20 protein-coding genes and 1 pseudogene are annotated in these 23,455 nt (G+C 71.6%); 10 read left to right on the forward strand and 11 right to left on the reverse strand.

Annotation, left to right across the window (positions count from 1 at the left end; translation table 11 throughout):
• Positions 1 to 21 precede the first annotated feature (21 nt).
• Positions 22 to 780 (forward strand): response regulator transcription factor, encoded by a 759-nt coding sequence (locus tag AB5J50_RS39190; RefSeq protein WP_369263422.1) that lies wholly within the window; start codon positions 22 to 24, stop codon positions 778 to 780.
• Entirely contained in the window at positions 777 to 2,318 is a 1,542-nt protein-coding gene (locus tag AB5J50_RS39195; protein ID WP_369263423.1) for an ATP-binding protein, read from the forward strand. The genes AB5J50_RS39190 and AB5J50_RS39195 overlap by 4 nt, the downstream gene beginning before the upstream one ends.
• A 48-nt stretch (positions 2,319 to 2,366) precedes the next feature.
• On the opposite strand, the gene AB5J50_RS39200 is transcribed toward AB5J50_RS39195, so the two are convergent.
• Positions 2,367 to 3,299: a LacI family DNA-binding transcriptional regulator gene (locus AB5J50_RS39200; protein ID WP_369263424.1), complete on the reverse strand. Its 933-nt coding sequence runs from the start codon at positions 3,297 to 3,299 to the stop codon at positions 2,367 to 2,369.
• A 404-nt stretch (positions 3,300 to 3,703) separates the two neighbouring features.
• Here AB5J50_RS39200 and AB5J50_RS39205 point away from each other — a divergent pair, with 404 nt between their 5' ends.
• The 4 genes from AB5J50_RS39205 (at position 3,704) to AB5J50_RS39220 (ending at position 8,074) form a co-directional block, all read left to right on the forward strand.
• A complete protein-coding gene (locus tag AB5J50_RS39205; RefSeq protein WP_369263425.1) occupies positions 3,704 to 5,047 on the forward strand; it encodes an aminomethyl transferase family protein in 1,344 nt (447 codons plus the stop codon).
• A 307-nt stretch (positions 5,048 to 5,354) separates the two neighbouring features.
• Positions 5,355 to 6,221: a methylenetetrahydrofolate reductase gene (locus AB5J50_RS39210; RefSeq protein WP_369263426.1), complete on the forward strand. Its 867-nt coding sequence runs from the start codon at positions 5,355 to 5,357 to the stop codon at positions 6,219 to 6,221.
• Position 6,222: 1 nt separating this feature from the next.
• Positions 6,223 to 7,128, forward strand: a complete 906-nt coding sequence (purU, locus tag AB5J50_RS39215; RefSeq protein WP_369263427.1) for a formyltetrahydrofolate deformylase — start codon at positions 6,223 to 6,225, stop codon at positions 7,126 to 7,128.
• A gap of 94 nt (positions 7,129 to 7,222) precedes the next feature.
• Positions 7,223 to 8,074: a bifunctional 5,10-methylenetetrahydrofolate dehydrogenase/5,10-methenyltetrahydrofolate cyclohydrolase gene (locus AB5J50_RS39220; protein WP_369263428.1), complete on the forward strand. Its 852-nt coding sequence runs from the start codon at positions 7,223 to 7,225 to the stop codon at positions 8,072 to 8,074.
• 129 nt (positions 8,075 to 8,203) lie between these two features.
• Here AB5J50_RS39220 and AB5J50_RS39225 read toward each other — a convergent pair.
• Positions 8,204 to 8,488: pseudogene (locus AB5J50_RS39225) on the reverse strand (hypothetical protein); the annotation flags it as partial.
• Between the two features lie 198 nt (positions 8,489 to 8,686).
• Between AB5J50_RS39225 and AB5J50_RS39230 the strand changes: the two are divergent.
• Positions 8,687 to 10,027 carry a diacylglycerol kinase family protein gene (locus tag AB5J50_RS39230; RefSeq protein WP_369263429.1) on the forward strand — a complete coding sequence of 447 codons (1,341 nt, stop codon included), beginning with the start codon at positions 8,687 to 8,689 and terminating at the stop codon, positions 10,025 to 10,027.
• Between the two features lie 114 nt (positions 10,028 to 10,141).
• Here the strand turns inward: AB5J50_RS39230 and AB5J50_RS39235 are convergent, their stop codons facing one another.
• The 5 genes from AB5J50_RS39235 to AB5J50_RS39255 all read right to left on the reverse strand — a co-directional run bounded on the left by AB5J50_RS39235 (position 10,142) and on the right by AB5J50_RS39255 (position 15,275).
• Positions 10,142 to 11,941, reverse strand: a complete 1,800-nt coding sequence (locus tag AB5J50_RS39235; RefSeq protein ID WP_369263430.1) for a SulP family inorganic anion transporter — start codon at positions 11,939 to 11,941, stop codon at positions 10,142 to 10,144.
• 19 nt (positions 11,942 to 11,960) lie between these two features.
• Positions 11,961 to 12,407 carry a cation-transporting P-type ATPase gene (locus AB5J50_RS39240; RefSeq protein WP_369263431.1) on the reverse strand — a complete coding sequence of 149 codons (447 nt, stop codon included), beginning with the start codon at positions 12,405 to 12,407 and terminating at the stop codon, positions 11,961 to 11,963.
• 89 nt (positions 12,408 to 12,496) lie between these two features.
• On the reverse strand, positions 12,497 to 13,489 hold the full coding sequence (locus AB5J50_RS39245; RefSeq protein WP_369263432.1) for a polyphosphate kinase 2 family protein: 993 nt from the start codon (positions 13,487 to 13,489) through the stop codon (positions 12,497 to 12,499).
• Between the two features lie 41 nt (positions 13,490 to 13,530).
• A complete protein-coding gene (locus AB5J50_RS39250; protein ID WP_369263433.1) occupies positions 13,531 to 13,833 on the reverse strand; it encodes a three-helix bundle dimerization domain-containing protein in 303 nt (100 codons plus the stop codon).
• Positions 13,834 to 14,075: 242 nt separating this feature from the next.
• A complete protein-coding gene (locus AB5J50_RS39255; protein WP_369263434.1) occupies positions 14,076 to 15,275 on the reverse strand; it encodes a magnesium and cobalt transport protein CorA in 1,200 nt (399 codons plus the stop codon).
• A gap of 146 nt (positions 15,276 to 15,421) precedes the next feature.
• Here AB5J50_RS39255 and AB5J50_RS39260 point away from each other — a divergent pair, with 146 nt between their 5' ends.
• Positions 15,422 to 16,528: a winged helix DNA-binding domain-containing protein gene (locus AB5J50_RS39260; protein WP_369263435.1), complete on the forward strand. Its 1,107-nt coding sequence runs from the start codon at positions 15,422 to 15,424 to the stop codon at positions 16,526 to 16,528.
• A 50-nt stretch (positions 16,529 to 16,578) separates the two neighbouring features.
• Here the strand turns inward: AB5J50_RS39260 and AB5J50_RS39265 are convergent, their stop codons facing one another.
• Positions 16,579 to 17,226: a LysE family translocator gene (locus tag AB5J50_RS39265; RefSeq protein WP_369263436.1), complete on the reverse strand. Its 648-nt coding sequence runs from the start codon at positions 17,224 to 17,226 to the stop codon at positions 16,579 to 16,581.
• Positions 17,227 to 17,291: 65 nt separating this feature from the next.
• On the opposite strand from AB5J50_RS39265, the gene AB5J50_RS39270 reads away from it, so the two are divergent.
• Positions 17,292 to 18,167, forward strand: coding sequence for a LysR substrate-binding domain-containing protein (locus tag AB5J50_RS39270; RefSeq protein ID WP_369263437.1), 876 nt, complete (start codon positions 17,292 to 17,294; stop codon positions 18,165 to 18,167).
• Between the two features lie 104 nt (positions 18,168 to 18,271).
• Positions 18,272 to 18,454: a 4-oxalocrotonate tautomerase DmpI gene (gene dmpI / locus AB5J50_RS39275; RefSeq protein ID WP_330308260.1), complete on the forward strand. Its 183-nt coding sequence runs from the start codon at positions 18,272 to 18,274 to the stop codon at positions 18,452 to 18,454.
• Between the two features lie 115 nt (positions 18,455 to 18,569).
• Here dmpI and AB5J50_RS39280 read toward each other — a convergent pair whose 3' ends face one another.
• From AB5J50_RS39280 to AB5J50_RS39290, 3 genes are all read right to left on the reverse strand, one after another.
• Complete coding sequence (locus tag AB5J50_RS39280; RefSeq protein WP_369263438.1) at positions 18,570 to 19,361, reverse strand: trypsin-like serine protease; 792 nt, start codon at positions 19,359 to 19,361, stop codon at positions 18,570 to 18,572.
• Positions 19,362 to 19,594: 233 nt separating this feature from the next.
• Positions 19,595 to 22,405, reverse strand: a complete 2,811-nt coding sequence (locus AB5J50_RS39285) for an AAA family ATPase (protein ID WP_369263439.1) — start codon at positions 22,403 to 22,405, stop codon at positions 19,595 to 19,597.
• A gap of 151 nt (positions 22,406 to 22,556) precedes the next feature.
• Positions 22,557 to 23,396: a response regulator transcription factor gene (locus AB5J50_RS39290; protein WP_369263440.1), complete on the reverse strand. Its 840-nt coding sequence runs from the start codon at positions 23,394 to 23,396 to the stop codon at positions 22,557 to 22,559.
• Positions 23,397 to 23,455: the final 59 nt, after the last annotated feature.

Raw genomic sequence — 23,455 nt, forward strand, 5'->3', positions numbered from 1 at the left:
ACGACTTTCAACTCTTTATCGATGTGGATCACGAAGGCCCGCGGCTATGGCGCCGGGAGACACGTGAAGCACTATGAGCAGGTGGAAAAAGTGCGCCTTCTGGTCGTGGACGACGACCCTCCCATCGCCGACCTCGTCGCGACGGTCGCCCGTTACGAGGGCTGGGAGGCGGTCACCGCGTACTCCGGCGAGGACGCGCTGCGGCGGGCCGCCGACTTCCACCCCGACATCGTGGTGCTCGACCTGATGCTGCCCGGCCTCGACGGATTCGCCGTCCTGGACCGGCTGCGCCAGTCCGGGACCATGGTGCCGGTCGTGTTCCTCACCGCGCGGGACGGCGTCGCCGACCGGGTCGCGGGCCTCACCCGGGGCGGCGACGACTACCTGGTCAAACCGTTCGCCGTGGAGGAACTCATGGCGCGGCTGCGGACCGTGCTGCGCCGCAGCGCGGGCCCCGGTTTCCAGCGGTCCGTGCTCCGGGTGGCGGACCTGACTATGGACGAGGACACCCGCGAGGTCCGGCGCGGCGACCGGCTGCTCACGCTCACCCCCACCGAGTACGAGGTGCTGCGCTACCTCATGCGCAAGTCGCCCACCGTGCTGACCAAGGCGCAGATCCTCGACCATGTCTGGGAGTACGGCTTCGGCGGCCGCTCCAATGTCGTGGAGCTGGTCGTCAGCCGGCTGCGCCGCAAACTCGACGGCACCGATGACAGCGGCGCCGCGCTCATCCACACCGTGCGGGGCGTCGGATACGTGGTGCGGCAGGTCGCCGAGTGACGAGCCGAGCGACCGGGTCCGGGATACGTGCTGCGGCCGGCCGCCTGTGGGGGACCTACCGCCGGACGCGCCTGGGCACCCGGCTGGCCCTCGGCATGGGCGTGCTGACCCTCGTGGTGTTCGCCGTCGTCGGCACGGCGCTGACGACGTACATGCGCGACTACCTGGACCGCCAGCTCGGCGAGCAGATGAAGCTCGTCCAGGTCACCCAGTCCAAGGACGCCGCGGCCCACGGCACCGTGCAGCGCCGGCCGTACTACGGCTGGTTCACCGCCGTGTACGACGTCTCGGGCGACACGGCCGTGCTCCGCAAGCCCGCCGACGTACCGGCGGACACCGCCGCACTCACGGCCGCCGCCGAGGCGCTGCCGCCCGCGGGCTCCGAACACATCCTGCGCACCGCGAACATCGCGGGGGAGGGCACGTACAAGCTGCGCGCCTGCGAGGTCGAACCCGGGGTGGTGCTGGTCACGGCGGCGCCCGTGGCGGACCTGCAAGGCACCATGCGGCAGCTGATCACGGTCCAGGTCGTCACCTTCGCGCTCGCGCTGCTGGCGCTCGTCGTGGTCGGCCGGGCGGTGCTGCGGCGCGGCCTGAAGCCGTTCAGCGACATGGCGCACACGGCCCGCGGCATCACCTCGCACAACCTGACCGGCTCGGCACGGCTTCCGGTGCGCGCCGGCGGCGGGAAGGGCGGACCCGAGGTCGAGGAGCTGCGCACCGCGTTCAACACCATGCTGGAACACATCGACGACGCCCTCGCCGTCCGCACCGAGGCCGAACAGCGGCTGCGCCGCTTCGTCGCCGACGCCTCGCACGAGCTGCGCACCCCCCTGATGTCCGTACGCGGCTACGCGGACCTCTTCCAGTACGCGGCGGCCAACGCGCCCGGGGAACGCGAGAAGCACCTGGCCCGACTGCGCGCCGAGGCCGCCAGAATGGGCGTACTCCTCGACGACCTGCTGCTGCTCGCCCGCCTGGACGCCGCCGAGGTGGAGACCCCGCTGCGGCTGGAGGACGCCGACCTCGCGGAGCTGACCCGGGAGGCGGCGGACGCCTTCCGCGCGGGCCACCCCGGGCATCGGCTGACGGCCACGGTCGGCGCCGACCCGGTGCGGCTCAGGCTGGACCCCCTGCGCATCCGGCAGGTGCTGGACAACCTGCTCACCAACGCCGCCGTGCACACCCCGGCCGGCACGAAGGTGTGCGTGGAGGTGTCCGTCTCGTCCGGCACGGCGGTCGTACGGGTCGCCGACTCGGGACCGGGCGTTCCGGCCGCCGACCAGGAACGGGTCTTCGACCGCTTCTACCGCGTCGACAAGGCCCGCAGCCGCGACCGCGGCGGCAGCGGCCTGGGCCTGGCGGTCGTGCGCTCCCTGGTCCGGGCGCACGGCGGCACCGTCGAACTGACCAGCCGGCCGGGCTCTACGGCCTTCACCATCAGGCTCCCCCTTGCCGTGGACGGCGCCGTCCCTCGCCAGGGGGACGGCGTCCTGGCTCCCTGGAGGGATGATCCCGAACGGCGCCCGCTGCCATGATCGGCCGGCAGCTGTGCGCGCGGGACGCGTTCGGCGCGCCGCCCGTGGTCAGACCGAGTCGCGCACGATGATCCGGGCCGGTACGGGTACCAGACCGCCGGTGCCGAGGCCGAGGGCGGTGCGGGCGGCGAGCCGGCCGTGGGCCTCGGCGTCGATGTGGACGGTGGTGAGAGCCGGGGTGACGAGTTCGCCGTACTCGGTGTCGTCGTAACCGATGACGGCGACGTCGCCGGGGACGCTGAGGCCGAGGTCGTGCAGCGTGGTCAGGGTGCGCAGGGCGACGTCGTCGTTGAAGCCGGCGATGGCCGTGACGCCCGGGTGGGCGGCCCGGAACTCCCGTACGGCCCTGGTGCCCGCGCTCCTCGGCCGGGGGACGACGAACGAGGCGAGGGGAGCCAGGCCCAGCGCTGCCGCGGTCTGGCCGGCGAACCGCAGCCGTGCCTCGGCCAGCGGGGTGCCGCTGTCCGGCAGGGCCAGCGCCATGCGGGTGTGGCCGTGCTCGGCGAGGTGGCGGATCTGCAGGGCGGCGTGGGCGGCGAGGCCGTCCCGCCAGCCGCCGCCGCGGTCGTCCAGTTCGTGGCCGGTCAGGTAGGGCTCGCCGAACCGGAGGACGGCGCGGGGGGCGATCGTGTCGAGGACCTGCTGGGTCGCCTGGGGGGTGTGGTGTCCGTGGCGGACGAGGAGGACGTGGTCGTGGGCGGCCAGTTCGTCGTCGAGGCCCCGGACATAGCTGCGGGAGTAGTTGCCCTCCAGACCCCAGTCGATGTTGAGGACGACGACGCGGGAGGCTCCTTCGCGCAGCGCCCGGGCGACCCCGTGGGGCACGTAGCCGAGGTCGCTGGCGGCCTGCTGTACGCGCTCGCGGGTGGCTGCCGAGATCGTCTGGTTCGGGGCGTTGTTGAGGACGAAGCTGACGGTGGCGCGCGACACTCCGCTGGCGGCGGCGACGTCGTTCAGCGTGACTCTTCCGGAACCGCCCATCACCCTGCCCCGATCCGCTGTGACGCGTCACGTTTCCGCACCGTGCCGCTGGTTCAGTCTAGTCAGCGGCGATCACACGGCGGGCCGTGTGATCGCCGGGCACCGGCAGCCGCACGATGCGGAAGCCGTGGGCGTTCGCCTGCTCCTCCCGTCCCGGTGCGCGTCCTCCCGCCGCGCAGGGCTCACCCGGCGCAAGCAATGAGTGCGCCGCATGATGCTCGCCAATGCCGGAACCCCTCTGCTAGCTTCCGACTAGATCGATTTAGCCGCATGTCAAATGTCTGCCCCACCGAGCCGAGTCGAGCCGTGGAGCGGAGAGATTCCCCGCCAGTTCCTCGCCGCTCACTAGGTTCACTAGATCGATTTAGTTCATCGTCGGGCGGACGATGATGAGAAGGAGCCGCATGGCAGTCCCCAGTCTTCAGGACGGCATCGACAAGGCCGGATCGCCCATCAAGCTGCTGTGGAAGCCGGGCGCCGCGCCGTGGACTCCCGAGGTGGTCGAGCGCGAGTACGCCGGCTGGCGTCAGGAGCAGGCCGCGTGGCACGAGGGCGTCGCCCTCCTCAACCTCTCGCACCACATGTTCGACATGTGGATCGAGGGCCCGGACGCCACCCGTCTGCTCGCCGACCACGGCGTCAACAACTTCGAGAACTTCGCCCTCGGGCAGGCCAAGCAGTATGTCCCGGTGACGAAGGACGGCAACATCGTCACCGACGGCATTCTCGCCCGCGAGGCCGAGAACAAGTACCTCCTCAGCGGGATCCCCGCCGCACAGCACTGGGTCCAGTACCACGCGGAGAAGGGCGGCTACGACGTCGCGTTCGCCACCGACGCGTCCTCCGCCTTCCGGCAGGGCGGCGGCGACCCGAAGCTGTTCCGCTACCAGATCCAGGGCCCACTGGCCAAAGACGTGGTGGAGCGGGCCTTCGGCGGGCCGCTGCCGGAGACGAAGTTCTTCCACTCCGCCCCGGTCGCCCTGGACGGCCGCCACTTCCGTGCCCTGCGGCACGGCATGGCGGGCCAGGCCGGCTTCGAGTTCATCGGCCCATGGGAGCACGCCGCCTACGTCCACGAGGCGTTCCTCAAGGCCGGCGAGCCGTTCGGCCTGGTCCAGGTCGGCGCCCTGGCCTACACCACGCCGAGCGTGGAGAGCGGCTGGATACCCTCGCCGGTGCCCGGCATCTACAGCGACCCCGACCTGCGGGAATACCGTGAGCAGCTCGCCCTGTTCGGCATAGAGGGCCAACGCCCGCTGAACGGCAGCTACTTCTCGGAGGACATCGAGGACTACTACGCCTCTCCGTACGAGCTCGGATACGGCAAGATGATCTCCTTCCGCCACGATTTCCTGGGCCGGGACGCCCTGGTGAAGGCGAAGGAGGCCGTCCGCCGCACGAAGGTCACCCTGGTCTTCGACGCCGACGACGTGCGCGAACTCATCGGCCGGGGCCAGGACCCGGGCTTCGTGCTCACCTACGCCCGGCACCGCGTGGAGAACGTGACCGGCCTGGTAGGCATGACCATGCAGACCGCGTCGATCGACCCGGTGGGCACCGTCCTGTCGCTGACGCTGATCGACACCGCGTACGCCGAACCCGGCACCGAGGTATGGGTGGTGTGGGGCGAGCACCCCGGCCCCGGTACCGCCCCCGAGGCCGACCTCGGACTACCGCGCATCCGCGCCACCGTGCGGCCCGCGCCGTTCAACCAGCACGCGCGCACCCTGTACCGCCGCAACGCCTGACCCATCCGCCCGGCCGCCGCGCCCGGTCCGCCATGGATGCGTCAGGCGCGAGGACGAGGACATAGCGCCGGACGAGAACACAGCGGCCGGACGAGGGCACAGCGGCCGGATCACGGTGCGCCGCCCGGCGGCGCCCGCTCCGGCCGTCCGGCCGACGGCCTCCGGACCCGGCGCACACCCGCCCCCCGCCACCGCGGCCCCGTCACGAGCCCGGGCGCCCGCATCGTACGGCTGCCCGCTCGTGACGGCCGGCACGGTGCCCCCCGTCTGTGGCGCACCGCAGAACAAGACGTCGAAGAGGAGCACGATGAACCCCGGTTCCACGGTCCCGGCAGCGGTGGGCACATCGCTGTTGGAGGACTTCTCCCTGGAGATGACGGGCAAGGACGTCCCGAAACTCCAGGAAGCCAGCGACACCATCCCCCAGGGCACACGCGTCAACGTCACCTTCCTCGGCAACGAGGACCTGCCGATGCGCCTGGATGCCGCCCGCGCGGTCAAGCGGCTCGGCTTCGTCCCCGTACCGCATCTGTCCGCCCGCCGTCTCGCCTCGCAGGCGGACCTCGAGAAGTTCCTCGCCGGTCTGCGGGCCGACGGCACCGGGGAGAACGTCTTCGTCGTCGGTGGCGACCCCGTCCGCCCCGAGGGCCCGTACGAGGACGCGTTGTCCGTCATCCGCACCGGGCTGCTTCAGGAGTACGGGGTGCGCCATGTCGGCATCAGCGGTTACCCCGAGGGCCACCCCGCCATCCCGGACCGGGCGCTGTGGTCGGCCCTGGAGGACAAGCACACGGACCTGGCAGAGGGGGAGTTGAGCGGCAGCGTCATCACTCAGTTCGGCTTCGACGCCGACCCCGTCCTCGCCTGGATCGAGGACGTACGCCGACGGGGCATCGGCCTGCCCATCAGGATCGGCGTCCCCGGCCCGGCCGGCGTGCGCCGACTGATGACGTACGCCACGCGCTTCGGCGTCGGGACCAGCGCCGCCATCGCCAAGAAGTACGGCTTCTCCCTGACCAACCTCATCGGCACGGCCGGTCCCGACCGGTTCCTCCACACCCTGGCCGCCCACTACGACCCGGGGCGGCACGGCGAGGTGAAGCTGCACTTCTACACGTTCGGCGGGCTCAGGACCACCTCGGAGTGGGTTGCCCGGTTCAGGAAGGGAGCCTGACATGACGCTCACCCACGAGGCCCCCGCACGCCCCGAGCCGCGCCGGCGCCACGGCCAGCAGGCATCGCTGATCGTCCAGGGAGAGGACCGCACCGGCATCGTCGCCGCCGTCGCCTCGGTGCTCGGCGGACACGGAGCGAACATCGTCTCCCTCGACCAGTACTCCGACAATCCGCAGGGCGGCGCGTTCTTCCAGCGCACCGTCTTCAGCCTCGACAACCTTCCCGCGGTCCTTCCCGCCATCGAGGAGGACCTGCGCAGGCGTCTGGCCGACGGCTACGGGCTGACCTGCACGCTGCGCGACCTGTCGGTGCCCCAGCGCGTGGCGGTCTTCGCGTCGAAGTCCGACCACTGTCTGCTGGACCTGCTGTGGCGCCACCGGCGCGGTCAACTGCCCGTCAGCATCTCCATGGTGATCTCCAACCACCCGGACACGGCCGAGGAGGTACGCGGCTTCGGCATCCCCTTCTTCCATGTGCCCTGCCAGGGCCCGGACAAGTCGGCGGCCGAGGCGGAACACCTGCGGCTGCTGAAGGGCAACGTGGACTTCGTCGTCCTGGCCCGCTACATGCAGATCCTCTCCACCGGCTTCATCGAGGACCTCGGCGTCCCCGTCATCAACATCCACCACTCCTTCCTGCCCGCCTTCATCGGCGCCGGGCCCTACGCCAAGGCCAAGGAACGCGGCGTGAAACTGGTGGGCGCCACAGCCCACTACGTCACCGAGAACCTCGACGAGGGCCCGATCATCGAGCAGGACGTCGTACGCGTCAGCCATGCCGACACCGCCGCCGACCTTCAGCGGCGCGGCGCGGACGTCGAACGTGCCGTGCTCTCCCGCGCCGTGCTCTGGCACGCCGAGGACCGGGTCATCCGCAACGGCAACCACACCATCGTCTTCGCGTAGCGAGGACCCGTTCCATCGACAGGGAAACCGCCCGGTGCGGGATCGCGGTCCTCGGCTCGCCCGGCTCCTCCACGCAAGAGACGGATTCAGCACCATGACCACACGAATCGACGGCAGAAAGCTCGCCCAGCAGATCCGGTCGAAGGTCGCCGAGGACGTCGCGGCGGCCGGTGCCTCGGGGCGGGTGCCGGGCCTCGCCACCATCCTCGTCGGCGACGACCCGGCGAGCGCGGTGTACGTCGCCGCCAAACGGCGTGCCATCCGGGAAGCGGGGATGCGCGACTTCCACCGCGCTCTGCCGGCGCGGGCCGCACAGGAGGAAGTCGCTGCGGTGATCGACGAGTTGGCGGCCGACCCGGCCGTCTCGGGCATCCTGCTGCAATTGCCGCTGCCCGGCCGGCTCGACGCGCCCGCGCTGATCGACCGTATCCCCGTCACCAAGGACGTGGACGGTCTGACCACGGCCAGCGCAGGACTGCTCGCCCGCGGTGTGCACGGACTGCGCCCGTGCACACCCCTCGGCGTCATCGAACTCCTGGACGCGGAGGGCATCCCCATCGAGGGAGCGCGGGCGGCCGTGGTCGGCTGGGGCGAACTGGTCGGACGTCCCCTGGCACAGCTGCTGCTGCGGCGCGGTGCGACCGTCACCGTGGCCCACGAGTTCACCACCGACCTCGCGGCCGTGACCCGGCCGGCCGACATCGTCGTGGCCGCCACCGGAGTACGTGGACTCATCGGCCCCGAGCACATCAAACCCGGCGCCGCCGTCATCGACGTGGGCATGCACCGAACGGAAGCAGGCCTCACCGGCGACGTCCGCGCGGCCGAACTCGAAGGCATCGCCGGCTGCATCACCCCCGTACCCGGCGGCGTCGGCCCGATGACGATCGCGATGCTGATGCGCAACACCCTCTACGCGGCGGAGTGGGAGAGAGCCGCCGCGTAGAGGGCTGGACAGCCGACAGCCACGCCCCGGTCCGGACGGCAGCCGGGCCTCGCTGTGTGCCGCATCCAGGCTGGCCGGGGGCCCGTGCCCGACGGCGGTGGAAGCCGCTGCCGGAGCGGAGGGAGCGTGCCGTGGCTGGCGGAGCAGGACCGCTGAGACCAGGACCGCCAGGAGCGTGAGCGCCGCCGCCACGACCAGGCACAGGCGCATGCCGTCGAGGAAGGCGTCACCCAGGGCGCCCAGCACGCGCTCGGTATCGGCACCCAGGTCCAGCTGCGCGACCGCGCCCAGTCCGCCCGAGTCCACGGCCGCCACCACGCGCTCCCGTGCCGCGGGGCCGACCCCGGCGTCCGCGAGGTGGCCGGGCAGGGCGTCGACGGCCCTGGTGGTGAGCAGGGCGCCCAGGACCGCCGGGCTTTCCTCCGGGGCGACTGTCCAAAGGGCCTGGCTGGTAGTGCCATCCGCGTCACTGTGGACATGCCGCGCAGGGTCACCGCTCGTACCCTGAAGTAGATCCCTGCGGACGTTCCTGTCCACAGTGAGCCGGCTCGCCCGGTACGCAGTGCCCGGGATTCCTGCCCGGCAGCCGGTGGAGCGGCGGGAGGTTGTCCCATGAGCAGGCGCTGGACCGCGCGTCTGGCCCTGACGGCGGGCGCGGCGGCGCTCCTGGTCCTGGTGGTCTTCGCCGGGCTCGGAAGCCTCGTGCTCATGGGGGTGGGGTGGGCAGGACTGGCGCTCACGGCGGTCGGCGTGTGGTGGATGCTCACCCACACCGGCTGGATCAGGGTGCTGGCCGCGCTGCTGGTGGTCGCCGCGCCGCTCGGTGTCCTGCTTCTGTACACGGCTGCCGGGCTGCTGTGGGTCGTGCTGGTCTCGCTCGGTCTCTGGGCGCTGGCCGTTTCCGCAGGCAGGGCCGCACTGGTCGAAGACACCTCGCCCGGCATGCCGGAGCGCACCGCCGACCGGGCCGAGCGACCGTTCCTGATCATGAATCCGCTCTCAGGCGGCGGAAAGGTCGAGAAGTTCCACCTGGTGGAGCGAGCCAGAGCTCTTGGCGCCGAGGTCGTCGTGCTGGATCCGGCCCACCGGCAGGATGTGGCCGAGCTGGCGCGGCGAGCCGTGCAGCGTGGAGCCGACCTGCTCGGCGTCGCGGGTGGTGACGGTACGCAGGCCTCGGTCGCCCGTGTGGCCGCGGACCACGACGTTCCCTTCATGGTGATCAGCGCCGGCACCCGCAACCACTTCGCCATGGATCTGGGCCTGGACCGGCAGGATCCCTCCAGATGTCTGGAAGCGCTGACCGACGGCGTCGAACTGCGCATAGACCTCGGCTACGTCGATGCGGGAGGGCCTGCGGACGTGAGCGCCGGGCAGGTCTTCATCAACAACGCCTCGTTCGGCGTGTACGCGGAAGTCGTGCAGAGTCCCGCCTATCGCGACGACAAGGCCCGCACCATCCTGGAGATGCTGCCGGATCTGCTGACTCACCACAGCGGCGCGCGGCTGAGTGTCCGTGCCGGTTCGCTGACCATGGACGGTCCCCAGGCCGTACTGGTGAGCAACAATCCCTATAAGAGGGGCGACTCGGCGGGACTGGGGCGCCGAGAGCGACTGGACTCCGGCGAGTTGGGGGTGCTCTGTGTCGGCGTCGACAACGCCGCCGAGGCGACGGAACTCCTGTTGCGGCGCGGGCAGGACCGCGGGCTGACCGCCGCCACCGCCCGAGAGGTCGTCATCGACGCCGACACTCCCCTCGTTCCGGTCGGTGTCGACGGCGAGGCCCTGATGTTGCCCACCCCGGTGCGCTGTCGCCTCGCGGCCGGCGCTCTGCGCGTGCGCGTGCCCCGGCACCGGCCCGGCGTGCCGCGCGCCGCCCCGCCGATGGACTGGCGCCGGGTGCGGCGCCTGGCGCTGACGATGGGGCGGGTCGCGGCAGGACGCGATGCCTCCTGAGCGAGCGTCTGGTGCCGGTCCGGCGGACCTACGGCGTGCGGTACGGGTGTGGCCACGCCCGGGTCTGTTGTCCTGGGCCGGGGGACCACCGGATTTCTCGCACCCGGAGGGCGGTCACTGCTCGTCGGTGGGCGGAGGAGTCACGGCATCGGGGCCTGGCCGGCCGGGCTGTTCGGCGGTGGCCTGCGGCGTCCACTCCGCTCCGGTGCGCAGACGGAAGGCGGCCACGGCGGCTTCCACCGTGGGGAAGAAGTGTCGTGGGTCGATGGTGCGGGTGAGCTCATACCGTTCGATCTTGCGCCGCACGGGGTCCTTGAGCTCGGCGAACACGAGGTGGATGTGGTCCGCGTTGAGCGCCTCGTCCAGTTCCTCCAGCACGTCGGCGGCGGTGGTGTCCACGTCGGTCATGGGCTCCGCCGCGATCACGATCCAGCTCGGCCGCGGGTCCGCGCCCGCCAGCCGTCTGATCTCGTCGCGGAAGGCCTTGGCGTTGGCGAAGATGAGCGGGGCGTCGAAACGGTAGATCACCAGGCCCGGCAGCTGCCCGGCCTGTGGGTAGGAGCGGACGTCGTGGTAGCCCTCCAGGCCCTGCACCCGCCCCAGCAGGGTGTCGTACGGCCACCACGCGCGTCGGAAGACGTTGAGGACGGACAGGGCCACGGCGATGGCGATCCCGGCCAGTACGCCGAGCAGGGCCACGCCGGCGAAGGCCGCGAAGCACAGCAGGAACTCCGTCCGGCGCTGCCGCCACAGCCGTACCGCCCCCGGGACGTCGGCCAGGGAGAGTGACGCGGTGATGACCACGGCGGCGAGGGCCGGCTGGGGGAGGTTGCGGAACAAGCCCGGAGCCAGCACGAGCATGAGGACGATGAGCGCCGCTCCGACGACCCCGGTGAGCTGGCTTCTGGCCCCCGCGCGTTCCGCCACCGCCGTACGGGATCCGCTCGTGCTGACGGGGAAGCCCTGGAAGAGACCGGCCGCCAGATTCGCGACACCGACGCCCGCCATCTCCTGGTTGCCGCGAACCTCCTGCCCCGTGCGGGCCGCGAAGGCCGACGCGTTGGAGATCGTGTCGGCCAACGACACCAGGGCGATGCCCAGCGCACCGCCGAACAACGGTGCGAGGTCGGCGAGCCGGACGTCGGGGATCGTGAACGGCGGGAAGCCCTTGGGCAGTTCTCCGACCAGGCTGACGCCGTGCTCGCCCAGGTCGAAGACGGTGGTCGCGGCGATCGCCAGGACCACCATCGCGAGCACCGCGGGGACCTTCGGCAGGAAACGCTGCAGGACCAGGATCAGGACGATCCCGCAGCAGCCGACCGCGGCGGCGGCCGGCACCGCCGCGCCGTCGGCGAGTTTCTGTACGAAGCCGACGCAGTCGCCGATCAGGTTGTCCGCCTCGACCTTGAAGCCGAGCAGCTTGGGCAGCTGACCGATCAGAATGGTCAGGGCCAGGCCGTTCATGTAGCCGATCATCGTCGGTTTGGAGATCAGATCGGCGATGAAGCCGAGCTTCGCCACCGAGGCCAGGATCATGATGGCCGCCACCATGAGCGCGAGCATCGACGCCAGCGCGACGGCTCGGTCGGGATCCCCGCCGGCCGCCACCAGGGGCAGCACGGTGGCGGCGATCATCGGCCCAAGCGAGGAATCCGGGCCCAGCACCAGGATCCGGGACGGCCCGCACACCGCGTATCCGAGCAGGCAGAGGACCGTCGTGTACAGGCCGGTGATGGTCGGCAGACCCGCCAACTCGGCGTACGCCATGCCCTGCGGCACCAGCAGCGTGGTCAGGACGACTCCCGCGACCAGGTCCTTGACCAGCCACTCGCGCCGGTAGGACGACACCGCCCGGATCCCGGGAACGGCCCGCAACCGGGAGAAAGGCCCGTGGCTGGTGTGCTGGGTGGTCACTGGCCGGCCTTCCGTCGCATCAGGTGCCTCTCGACCGGCGGGCCCGCTGTTCGGCGGGGATCTCGGCCTCCGTCCCGTCCCTGCGCACCCGAGCCGTCGCCTTCGTCATCGACTGCATCGCGTTCATCGCGCTCTCGGCCTTGCCCTCCTGACGCAGGCCCACGATCGCGTTCAGCAGGGTCAGGGCGATCAGCAGGATCGAGGTGGTCCACTCCTCGATGAGCAGAGAGACGACCGCCGCGGCCACGAGGACGATCTGCATGTAACTGCGGTACTGCTGGAGGAACCGGCGCCAGGCCTCAGTCCGCTTCTCCTCGGGCAGCGCGTTCGGGCCGTGCGCGGTCAGCAGTTCCGCGGCCCGTGCCGCGGAGAGACCGACCGCCGGATCGACGCCGAACGCCGCTACGACCTCCTCGGGAGCGCGTGTGTACCAGTCGTCCCCGGAAGCCCGAGGCGGTTCTCCCACGGAACGCGAACGCACCGTCATCGTTCAGCCTCCGATCCGTGGCCGCGGATGCGTCCGAGCCGGTCGCGCGCCGCTCCGACAGGTCCTGGCTAGCCGCGCTGCTTCTTCTTCGGCCGGTCTCTGCGCCCACTGGCCCGCGTGGCCGACGGATGCCGGTCGGCGTACGGATCGGCCGGCGCCCCGGCAGGGGCCTCCCGCTCCAGGTCCCGTTTGGTGACGAGCAGGTCCTTCCGCGCCTCTTCCCCCACGTCGGGGTACTGAGGATCGATCTCCATCAGGGTGTGCGCGAGGATCGCCCCCGCGCAGAGCCGCGCGAACCACTTCCGGTCCGCCGGCACGACGTACCACGGCGCCCACTTCGTACTAGTGGCCGACAGCATTTCGGAGAACGCGTGCTGGTAGTCGTCCCACCGGCGCCGCTCCCGGACGTCGGCCGCGGAGAACTTCCAGTTCTTCTCCGGCAGGTCGATCCGCTTCAGGAAGCGGGTGCGCTGCTCCTCCTTGGACAGGTTCAGGAAGATCTTCACCACCTTGAACCCGTTGTCCGTGAGGTAGCGCTCCCAGTGGTTGATCTCCCGGTAGCGCCGGTCCCACAGGCCCTGCCCACCCGCGTTCTCCGGCAGCTTCTGCCGGGCAAGGGTCTCGGGGTGGACTCGTACGACGAGAACCTCCTCGTAGTGCGAACGATTGAAGATGGCGATCTCGCCGCGCGCGGGCAACCGGCGGCCGTAGCGCCACAGATAGTCGTGGTCGAGTTCCTCGGCGGAGGGCACCTTGAAGCTGCTGACCCGTACGCCCTGGGGATTGACGCCGCTCATCACGTGGCGGATCGTCCCATCCTTGCCTCCGGCGTCGAGTGCCTGGAGACAGAGCAGTACCCCGTACGTGTCCTGGGCGGCCAGCCGCTCCTGGTACTCGGCCAGCAACGACACCCCGGTCCGCAGCAGCTCGATCCCCTCCCGCTTCTTCAGACCGGCCTTGTAGCGAGGATCGAAGTCCCGCTCCAGGCGCACCTTCGACCCCGGTTTCACCCGTAGCGGCCCGATGAAATCCGCGATGCGTTCGGCTCTCTCGTCCGACATCACCTATCAGTCCTTCGCTGGTCCGGGGTGAGCACGGCGCGTCAGGGGGCCGCCCTGTCGTCGATGGCCTGACCGGGAGCGGTGCGGCAGGCGGCACGGAGCACCCTCCGGGACCGGCGTTCGGCCAGGACCGGCACGTAGGCTCTGACCCTGGCCTGGTGGAACGCGTCGTACGTGGCCCTGACCGTCGCTTCGACGGTGACCGCGTCGACCGAGGGGTAGGCGGCCCTCAGCCGCACCACCATGTTCCTGATGGACACGAGGTCGTCCTGCGAGCCGGGTGACGGGAGGTCCGACGGCTCTGCGGGACCGACGCGCTCCACCGTCGCGGGATGGAGACTCAAGCCCTCGACGGGAAGGCATGCGCCGACTTCAGGAGTCTGTTCTTCCACCGTCATGGCCGCACTGATCCCCTCTCCCACGACTTCCGGACCGCAGAGCCACACATCCCGTCTCAGCCGCGAGAGGATCCCTCGCGCTCATTGTCTGCTTGCCTGGACAAGATCGCCCGCTGAGGCCGGGAGCGGGAAGATCACCGCCGAAGGCGGGGCGGCCGCTGTACGTCAGTGGCTCTCACGGCGATGGATCAGAGCCAGTCCTTGCGCTTGAAGATGACGTACAAACTCGTACATACAACCGCCATCAGGACGATCGCGAAGGGGTACCCGAGCACCCAGTGCAGCTCCGGCATGCTGTCGAAGTTCATCCCGTAGATCGTCCCGACCAGCGTCGGAGCGAACAAAATAGCCGCCCAGGACGAGATCTTCTTGATCTCCTCGTTCTGCTCGAACCCCGCCTCCGCCAACGCCCGCATCTCGGCGTTCTGCTGCTGGGTCACCAGCGTCGCGTTGACGGTGAGGATGTCGGTGAGGGCCTGGCGGAAGCCGTCGACGCGTTCGCTGGTGTGGGTGACGTGGTCGGCGACATCGCGGAGGTAGCGCTGGAGTTCCTCGTCGGTGCCGTATTTGGCGAAGCCGGCCATCAGGGCGTGCAGCATGCCGACCAGGGGGCGGGTGGCGCGCTGGAACTCGACCATTTCGCGGGAGAGTTCGTAGATGCGGCGGGAGACCTTGGGGTCGCCGCGGAAGACCTCGGTCTCGATCTCGTCGATGTCGTTCTGGACGCCGGTGACCACGGGGAGGTAACCGTCGACCACGGAGTCGAGGATCGCGTAGAGGACGGCCTCGGGGCCGAGTTTCAGCAGCTCCGGGGTGTCCTCCATGCGGCGGCGCACCGCCGAGAGGTCCGGCGCCGCACCGTGCCGGACCGTGATCACGAAGTCCGGGCCCACGAACACGTGCAGCTCACCGAAGTCGACCTCCTCCAGTGCGTCCAGGTAGCGCGCGGCGCGCAGGACCACGAAGAGTGTGTCGCCGTAGCGTTCCAGCTTCGGGCGCTGATGCGCCTCCATCGCGTCCTCGACGGCGAGCGGATGCAGGTCGAACTCGGCGGCCAGGGAGAGGAGTTCGGCCTCCGTCGGGCGGGCGAGACCGATCCATGCCACGCCGTCCGGCTCGTCGCGCAGCTCGCGGAAGGTGTCGGCGAGGGTCGCGGGGGTCGAGACGCGGACACCGTCGCGGTACAGGGCCGCCTGTACGACGCTGCCGGCGTCGTCGGGGTCCGGTGCCGGCGGGTCGGGGCGGGGCGACGGGGGCCGCGCGGGCGGCGCGGCCGGCGGGGTCAGGGCGCGTCGCCAGACGGACTTCCTGGCGTCCTTCCCGTTGCTTGCGTTCTTCGAGTCGCCCCTCGTGTCCTTCGAGGCTGAGCGGGCGCGTCGCTCGGACATCGCGGCTGCCTCCAGTGTCGAACGTGCGTCTGTGTGATCACGGAGCAGGATATACGGGGCAAACGGCCTGAGCGTGCCCGGCCGCCTCGGGATCCGGTGAGAGTTGCGGACAGAAGCTGTCCGCAAGCGGCGCTAGCGTGCGGAGCATGACGAAGACGACCACGACGGCCTCCGTACTCGGCACCCGCGCCCTCAACCGCGCGACCCTCGACCGCCAGCTTCTGCTGCGCCGCTCCCCGCTGTCCGCGAAGGCCGCCGTCGAACACCTCCTCGGCCTCCAGGCGCAGAACGTCAAGCCGCCGTACTACGCCCTCGCCGCCCGTCTCGACGGCTTCACCCCCGAGGCGCTGTCGCAGCTCATGGCCGACCGGGAGGCCGTACGCATCGTCACCATGCGCTCCACCATCCACACCCACACCGCCGACGACGCCCTCGTCCTGCGCCCGCTCGTGCAGGCCGCACGCGACCGGGAGCTCGGCACCTTCCGCAAGGGGCTCACCGGCGTCGACCTGGACCGGCTCGCCGCGATCAGCCGTGAGCTGGTGGAGGCCGAGCCGCGCACCATGAAGCAGCTGCGCGAGGCGCTGCTCGCCGAATGGCCGGACGCCGACCCGTTCGCGCTCTCGGTCGCCGCCCGTTGCCGGCTGCCGCTCGTCCAGGTCACCCCGCGCGGTCTGTGGGGCCGCAGCGGCCAGGTCGCGCTCACCACCGCCGAGCACTGGCTCGGCCGCCCCGCCGAGCCCGCGCCCACGCCGGACGCGACCGTCCTGCGCTACCTCGCCGCCTTCGGGCCCGCCTCCGTCAAGGACATGCAGACCTGGGCGGGCCTGACCCGGCTGCGCGAGGCCTTCGAACGGCTCAGGGCCCAGCTGGTCACGTTCCGTGACGAGAACGGCGTCGAGCTCTTCGACCTTCCCGACGCGCCCCGCCCGGACGCGGACACCCCGGCCCCGCCGCGCTTCCTGCCCGAGTTCGACAACCTGCTGCTGTCCCACGCCGACCGCTCCCGCGTCGTACCCGCCGGCCTCAAGGGACGCACCTGGCAGGGCAACCAGGCGCACTGCACCCTGCTCGTCGACGGATTCCTGGCCGGAGTGTGGAAGCTGGACGAGGGGGCGCTCGTCATCGAGCCCTTCGGCGCGCTCACGAAGGCGCAACGGGACGAGGTCACCGAGGAAGGGCAGCGGATGCTCAAGGTGATGCGGCAGGGGGAGGCCTGCGACATCCGGTTCGGGACCGTCGTACGGCCCTGAGGCTGTCGTACGGCCCTGATGTTGTCGTACGCCCCGAGGTTACGGACGCCTCAGTCCGCCCGTCCCGTCACCGCCACCGTCAGCCCCAGCCCGATCATCGTGAAGCCGCCCGCGCCGCCGATCAGGGACAGACGGCGGTCCGAGCGGGCGAACCAGGTGCGGGCCGCCGACGCGGTCAGGCCCCACAGGGTGTCCGTGACCAGGCCGATGGAGATCGGGACCAGACCCAGCAGCAGCATCTGCGTCGTGACCTGGCCTGCGGAGTGGTCCACGAACTGGGGGAGTACCGCGGCGAAGAAGACGATGCCCTTGGGGTTGGTGACGCCGACGAGGGCGCCGTCCAGGACCGTGCGGAGATCGCCGTGCGCCTCGGCCGCGGGTGCCGCCTTGATCGCCGACGCCTTCAGCTCCTTGCGGTGCCGGAACGCCTGCACACCCAGGAGGACGAGATACGCGGCGCCGGCCAGCTTCACCGCCAGATAGACCGTCATCGAGCGCTCGACCAGCGAACCGATCCCGAAGGCGACCGCCACGACCAGCAGGTACGAGCCGAAGACGTTGCCGAGTGCCGTCGCCACCGCGGTGCGCCGGCCGTGGGCGAGCGCCCGTCCGATGACGAACAGCACGCTGGGCCCGGGAATCACGATCACCAGCAGCGACATCGCGGCGAAGGCCAGGAAACGGTCCGTGGACACCATGTCCATCACCTCCCACGAGGGCCCATTCAAACAGGCGGCCCTCAGTGCGCTCTAGAGTCCACGGCATGGAACTTCGGCAGCTCAGCTATTTCGTGACGGTCGCCGAGGAGCTGCACTTCGGCCGGGCGGCGGAGCGTCTCCATATCGTGCAGTCGGCTGTCAGCCAGCAGATCCAGCGGCTGGAGCGGGAGCTGGGCGCCGAGCTCTTCGACCGTTCACCCCGGCATGTACGGCTCACCGGTGCGGGGGAGCGTCTGCTGCCCGAGGCGCGCGCCGTGCTGGCGGCGGCCGAGCGGGCGCGGGCGGCCGTCGCACCTGCCGCCGGGCTGCGGCTCGGCACCAGCACCGGCCTCGGCGAACATCTGGACCGGGTGCTCGCGGCCTTCGCCGAGCGGGAGCCGGACGTTCCGGTCGAACTGGTCTCGCTCCCGGCAGGGGAGCGGCTCGCCCGGGTCGCGGACGGGCGGCTGGACGCGGCGTTCGTCCGGGGCGTGTCACCGAGTGAGCGGCTGCCGGGCGTACGGGTACTGCCGCTGTGGCCCGACCCCCTGGTGGCCGCCCTGCCCGCCGCGCACCCGCTGGCCGCGCGGGACGAGGTCGCCCTCGACGAGCTGGCCGGGCTGCCGCTGAGCATCACCGAGCGCCGGGTGAATCCCGCGCTGGTCGACCTGGTGGTCGGGGCCTGTCACGACGCGGGGTTCCAGCCGCTGCCCGGTCCGGCCGGCGGCTCCTTGCAGGACACCCTCGCCACCATCGGCACCCGGCCGCTGTGGACGGTCGTGTACGCCTCCCACGCCCGCGTCCTGCACGCGCCCCGGATCGCCTTCGTACCCTTCCGGGCGCCGGGCCTCGCGCTCACCACCGGGCTCGCCGTGCACGGCTCGAATCCGCCGCCGTACCTCGACAACCTGCGTGCGGCCTGCGGCGATCACGAAAGCTGATCGCTGCGGTCGCCGGCTGCTTCTTGGTCGGTGACGCCCCGCGCGATGGACTGTTCCCGTACTCGGAAAGCGGCAAGAGCCGCCTCGGACAAGGGAGTTCAGCCATGCCCATCGTCACCATTCAGCAGGGTCCGCGCGACGTCGAGCTCAAGCGGGACCTCGTCAAGCGCGTCACCGACGCCTTCGTCGACGCGTACCGGATTCCGGCCGAGACCGTGCACGTCTGGATCCACGAGGTGCCGGCGGACAGTTGGGGTGTCGCGGGGAAGCTGACCGCCGACAAGTAGAGGGGTTAGGGGGACGGGAAAGGGTGCGGTGGATAGGGGGCGCTGCGGGCCGCTCGTGGTGGCTCGCAACGCCCCCTGGCATTCACCTGAGGGGTTCTCAGGAGTTCATCGGTGACTACGAGTTGACCTGCGCGGTCACCAGGCTGGAGAAGGTCGTCAGACGGGTGTAGACACCCGGGTAGCCGGCCTCCGCGCAGCCCTCGCCCCAGGAGGTGATGCCTGCCAGGACGCCGCCGATGAGCAGCGGGCCGCCGCTGTCGCCCTGGCAGGTGTCGACGCCGCCGGAGGTGTATCCGGCGCAGACCATGTCGGAGGCCACGAAGTCGGAGCCGTACGAGCCGGCGCAGCTGGAGTTGGACACGATCGGGACGGTCGCGGTCCGCAGCTGGTTGGAGGAGCTGCCGCTCTCGGAGGTGGTGCCCCAGCCGACGATACGGGCGGTGGTGCCGGTCGCGTACACGCTGGTGTCCGTGGAGGCGACGTACTTCGCCGTGGTGTACGACATCGACGTCGACAGGGTCAGTACGGCCACGTCGTCACCGTTGGTGGCGTCCGTGTAGTCGGGGTTGATCCAGATCTTGCTGACCTTGCTGACGGTGCCGTTGGTGCCGTTCAGGTACGTTCTGCCGCCGACGACGCGGATGCTGCTGGTGGTCTCGCCGACCATACAGTGGGCGGCCGTGACCACCTTGTTGGCGGCGACCAGGGTGCCACCGCAGAACTGGTTCTGCGAGGCGTCGGTGATCTGCATCATGAACGGGTACGCGGTCGTCGTGGTCGTCGTGCCACCGACGATCGGCTGCGGCGCGGCTACGGCGGAGGGGGCGCCGAGCAGGGCGGTCGCGGCGGCGGCAGCGGTCGCCACACAGGCGGCGGCGGTCTTCTTGGCGCGGTTGAGCCCGAACATGGGTCTCCTAGGAGTTTGCCGGTGGGGGGACGCGCGGGTGTGGGGGGTGAGCACAGTGCCTGTGGGTGGCACCGTGTGCCCGAGCGAGCGGCACGGGGTTCACGCTAGAAGCGGAGAGCTCCGCTTCCAAGCAGGGAACCCCCTAGGGGAGTTGGAGGAGGGAAAACCCTTGGCCGCGGGAGCCGGGGTTTAGCGTCCCGTGTCACCCGGTTGGTCCCGGCCTGGGGTCCGGCTCAGCCGGGCCTCCGCCCCGCCGCCAGCCTGACTATGTCCACCCGCGAGCGGATCCCCAACTTCCGGTACACCCGTGTGAGGGTCGCCTCGACCGTCTTCACGCTGATGAACAGGCGCGCGGCGATCTCGCGGTTGGTGGCGCCCTCCATGACGAGGGCGGCGACCTGGCGTTCGGTCGCGGCGAGGGTGTCGAGCGCGGCGGAGGCGAGGGGCGGCGCGGCAGGATGGGTGGTGGATGCGGACTCGGCCTGGCGGAGCCAGGGCAGGGCGCGGCAGCGGCGGAAGAGGCGGGCCGCCTCGTCGTACGAGGTGGGGCCGGGCCGGTGGGTGCGCAAGCCCGCGAGGGCGTACGCGGCGCGGGCTTCCTCCAGGCCGTAGCCCAGCTTGGCGAGGCGGTCCTGAGCGGAGGTCAGCTGGCGTTCGGCGGGGCCCTGTTCGCCGCGAGCGGCGCGTACGAGCGCCTCGGCGCGGTCGAGGACGGCGAGGACGCTCTCGCGTTCGAGCCGCAGGGCCCGCTGCCGGGTGACGTCGATGACGTCCTGCGCCTCGACGGGCTCGCCGATCCGTACGAGCGCCTCGGCGAGGTCGCCGTGCCAGCGGCCGCGCGCGGGGTCGATGACGCCGAGTCCCTCCTCCAGTTCCCGTACCCGCCGCAGGGACTGGACCGCCGCCGCGGCGTCCCCGGCGACCAGCTGGGCGTGGCCGAGGGCGCCCAGAGCGCGCGAGAGGTAGATCAGGTCGCCGTCCTCCTCGGCGCGGTCCACGGCCTCCCGGGCGAGGGCGAGCGCACGGTCCACGTCGCCGCCCGCGGCCTCGGCGAGCGAGGTGAACATGGCGGTGGCCGCCTCCCCGATCCCCGTGTCGCGGGCGAGCCGCAGGCTCTCGCGGGCCAGGTCGAGGGCCCGGCCGCAGTGCCCGGAGCGCAACTCGGTCTCGGCGAGGCCGCGCAGGAAGTGCACCTCGCTCTCGACCATGCCGCGCCGCTGCACCTCGCGCAGCAGTGCGGTGATGGTCGTACGGGCCTCGGCCAGCTGGTCGCCCATGATCAGCCAGCGGAAGCGGGCGGCGCCGGCGCCGTTGTGGTCGCACGCCACCCGGGGGTCCTGCGGCTCGCGCATCGCCCGCTGGATGGTCGCCGGGGCGTCCGGGTGCCCCATCAGGGTCTCCATCTGCGCCTGGAAGCCCAGCGCGAGGAGTTCGGTGGGCCGGTCCCCGGCGCGGGCCGCGAGCCGCGCGGCACTGGCGGCCTCCTCGCGGGCCTTGGCCATCTCGCCTTCCATGAGCAGGGCCCGCCAGGCCAGTTGGTAGCGGACGAGGGCGAGCAGCCGCGGGTCGTCGCCCGCGTCCGCGAGCGCGTGCGGGAAGACGGCGTCGATCTCGGACATGGCATGCCCCGCGGCGTCGATGACGACCATCCAGGCCCGCACCCGGTCCGCCGGTTCGGTGGCCCGGGCGAGCACCTGGCGCGCGATGTCCCGGGCGAGGTCCGTCTCGCCGGCCGTCAGCGCGTCCTCGGCGGCCTGCAGCCGCCGTTCGTCGGGACCGGGCACGGTGTCGGCCGGAGTGTGCCGGGCCGCGAGCAGGCCCAGCCCCGCGGCGACCGAGGGCGCGCCCCGGTCCCGGGCGGCGGCCGCGGCCTCGCCGAGCCGGGCGGCGACCCCCGGGTCCGTGCCGGTGGTGGCCAGGGCGAGGTGCCGGGCCCGCTCGATGGGATCGGAGGCCGCCGTGGACAGCGCGGTGTGCGCGGCGCGCCGCTCCTGGGCGCTCGCCTCCGCGTACAGGGCGGCGGAGACGAGGGGGTGCGCGAACCGGATGCCGGGTGTCTCGCGTTCCGTCGCGAGCAGTCCGAGCGCCGCCGCCGAGGCGGTCTCCGCCTCGGCGTTCTCCCGGCCGGCGGCGTGCAGCAGCGCCAGCGTGGGGCGGGCTCCCGCGCTCGCCACGAGCAGGGTGCGCCGGGCCTCGGCGGACAGCATGTCCAGGCGGCTCAGCACGAGCGCGCGCAGCGAGGTCGGCACGGGGAGCGGCTCGCCCGGGCTCGGCGGGGTCGGGGACTCGGCGAGGGCGCGGCCCAGTTCCAGCGCGAACAGGGGGTTGCCGCCGCTGGTGCGGTGGATGTCCCGCACGGTGGAGCGGGGCAGGCCGGTGTAGCCGCGGTGACTGAGGAGTTCGGCCATATGGGCGCGGGAGAGCGGGTTGATCCGCACGGCCAGGGTCTCCGGCGGAGACGCGCGTAGATAGCGGTCGTGCTCTTGGCCGTGGGGCTCCGTGTCGGTGCGTACCGCGCACAGCATCCGTACGGGCATGCCGCCGAGGCGGCGGGCGGCGAAGCCGAGCAACTCGGCACTGGCCGGGTCCAGCCACTGCAGGTCGTCGGCGACGATCAGCACCGGGCCCTGGGCGGCCAGCGCCCGCAGCACCGACAGCACCGCGAGCCGCAGCGCCAGACCGTCGCGCTGGAGGGTGGATTCGCCGCGCCCGGTGAGCGCCGACTCCAGGGCGGTGCGCTGGGGGGCGGGCAGCCGGTCGGAGACCTCGTCCACGACCAGGCCGAGGAGGTCGGCCAGCGCGAGGAAGGGGAGATGGGATTCGGACTCGGTCGCCGAGCAGCGCAACACGGTCCGTGCAGATTCGGCGCATTCCACGGCCAACGCCCGCAGGACGGTCGACTTTCCTATTCCCGCGGGGCCGTGCACCAGCACACTGCCTCCGCCGGAGAGCTGCTCGCGCGCCCCCGCGAAGAGTTCCGCCCGGCCGATGACCAGGTCGGGGCGGGGTCTCGCAGGTTCCTTGAAGTCCCCTCGCACGGTCACCGCTCCCCTCGTGTGTCGTGTCCGGGCCAATATTAGGCAATGTCTCTTTGAATTTCGGACCGTCGGGGTGGTGAGGGAAATAACAGGGGGTCCGCATAAGTCATTTCAAGGCGCCAAGGATTGAATGGAAAGCGCCAGGAGGTTGCCCGCCCTAGGGCAGCAGACCGGCCCGTCGCGCGGCGACCACCGCCTCCCACCGGGTGTGGGCCCCGAGCTTCCGCATGGCCGAGCGCAGATACCCCTTCACGGTCTCCGCGCGCAGCCCGAGCCGCTGTGCGGCGGCCGCGTTGGTCGCGCCCGACGCGACACAGGCGAGGACGTCCACCTCGCGGGGGGCGAGGCCGACGTGCCGGGCGGCGGGTGACGGTGACGCCGCGTCGGCCAGGCGCCCGCACACGGCGAGGAGTTCGGCGCGCAACGCCGGGTCGACGATCCGCGGCGCCAGCGCCCGCAGCACCCCGTGCGCCTCGCGCACCTCCTCCCACGCGGCGCCTCCCGCCGCCGGTCCTGGCTCCCGTGTGGCCGCCAGCAGGTCCCGCGCCTCGTCCCGGACGACCAGTGCCTGCTCCACGTCCCGGGCCGCCGCGACGGCCGCGCCGAGCGTGCGGTCACCCAGCGGCTGGGCCGTCCGCAGGGCGCCGTACAACACGCCCCGCACCCGACGGCGTACGACGACGGGGACCGCGAGAACGGAGCACAGCCCCTCGGTGGCGACCGCCATGTCGTACTCATGGCTGATCTGCCGCGAGGCCGAGTAGTCCGTCACCGCGCACGGCCGGGCCAGGGCAACCGCCTTGCCGCCCAGGCCGTTGCCCGAGGACACCGCGAGCGCGCTGAGCGCGGCCGTCGCCGTACCGCTGAGTTCGGTGATGCGCATCTGCTGGCGCCCGGGCTCGACCAGGCCGCCGAAGGCGACCGGCAGCCCCGTGGCGCGCCGCAGCCGTACCAGCGCACCACGCATCTCCACCGCCTCGGCTGCGTCTTGTGCCACCTGATCGCCCCTTCGTCGCGGCGCACCCCCGTTCGGGGGTGGTGAGACCTGCATCACGG

This window comes from Streptomyces sp. R35, from assembly GCF_041053035.1.
In the GTDB taxonomy this organism is placed as follows: Bacteria; Actinomycetota; Actinomycetes; order Streptomycetales; family Streptomycetaceae; genus Streptomyces; species Streptomyces lutosisoli.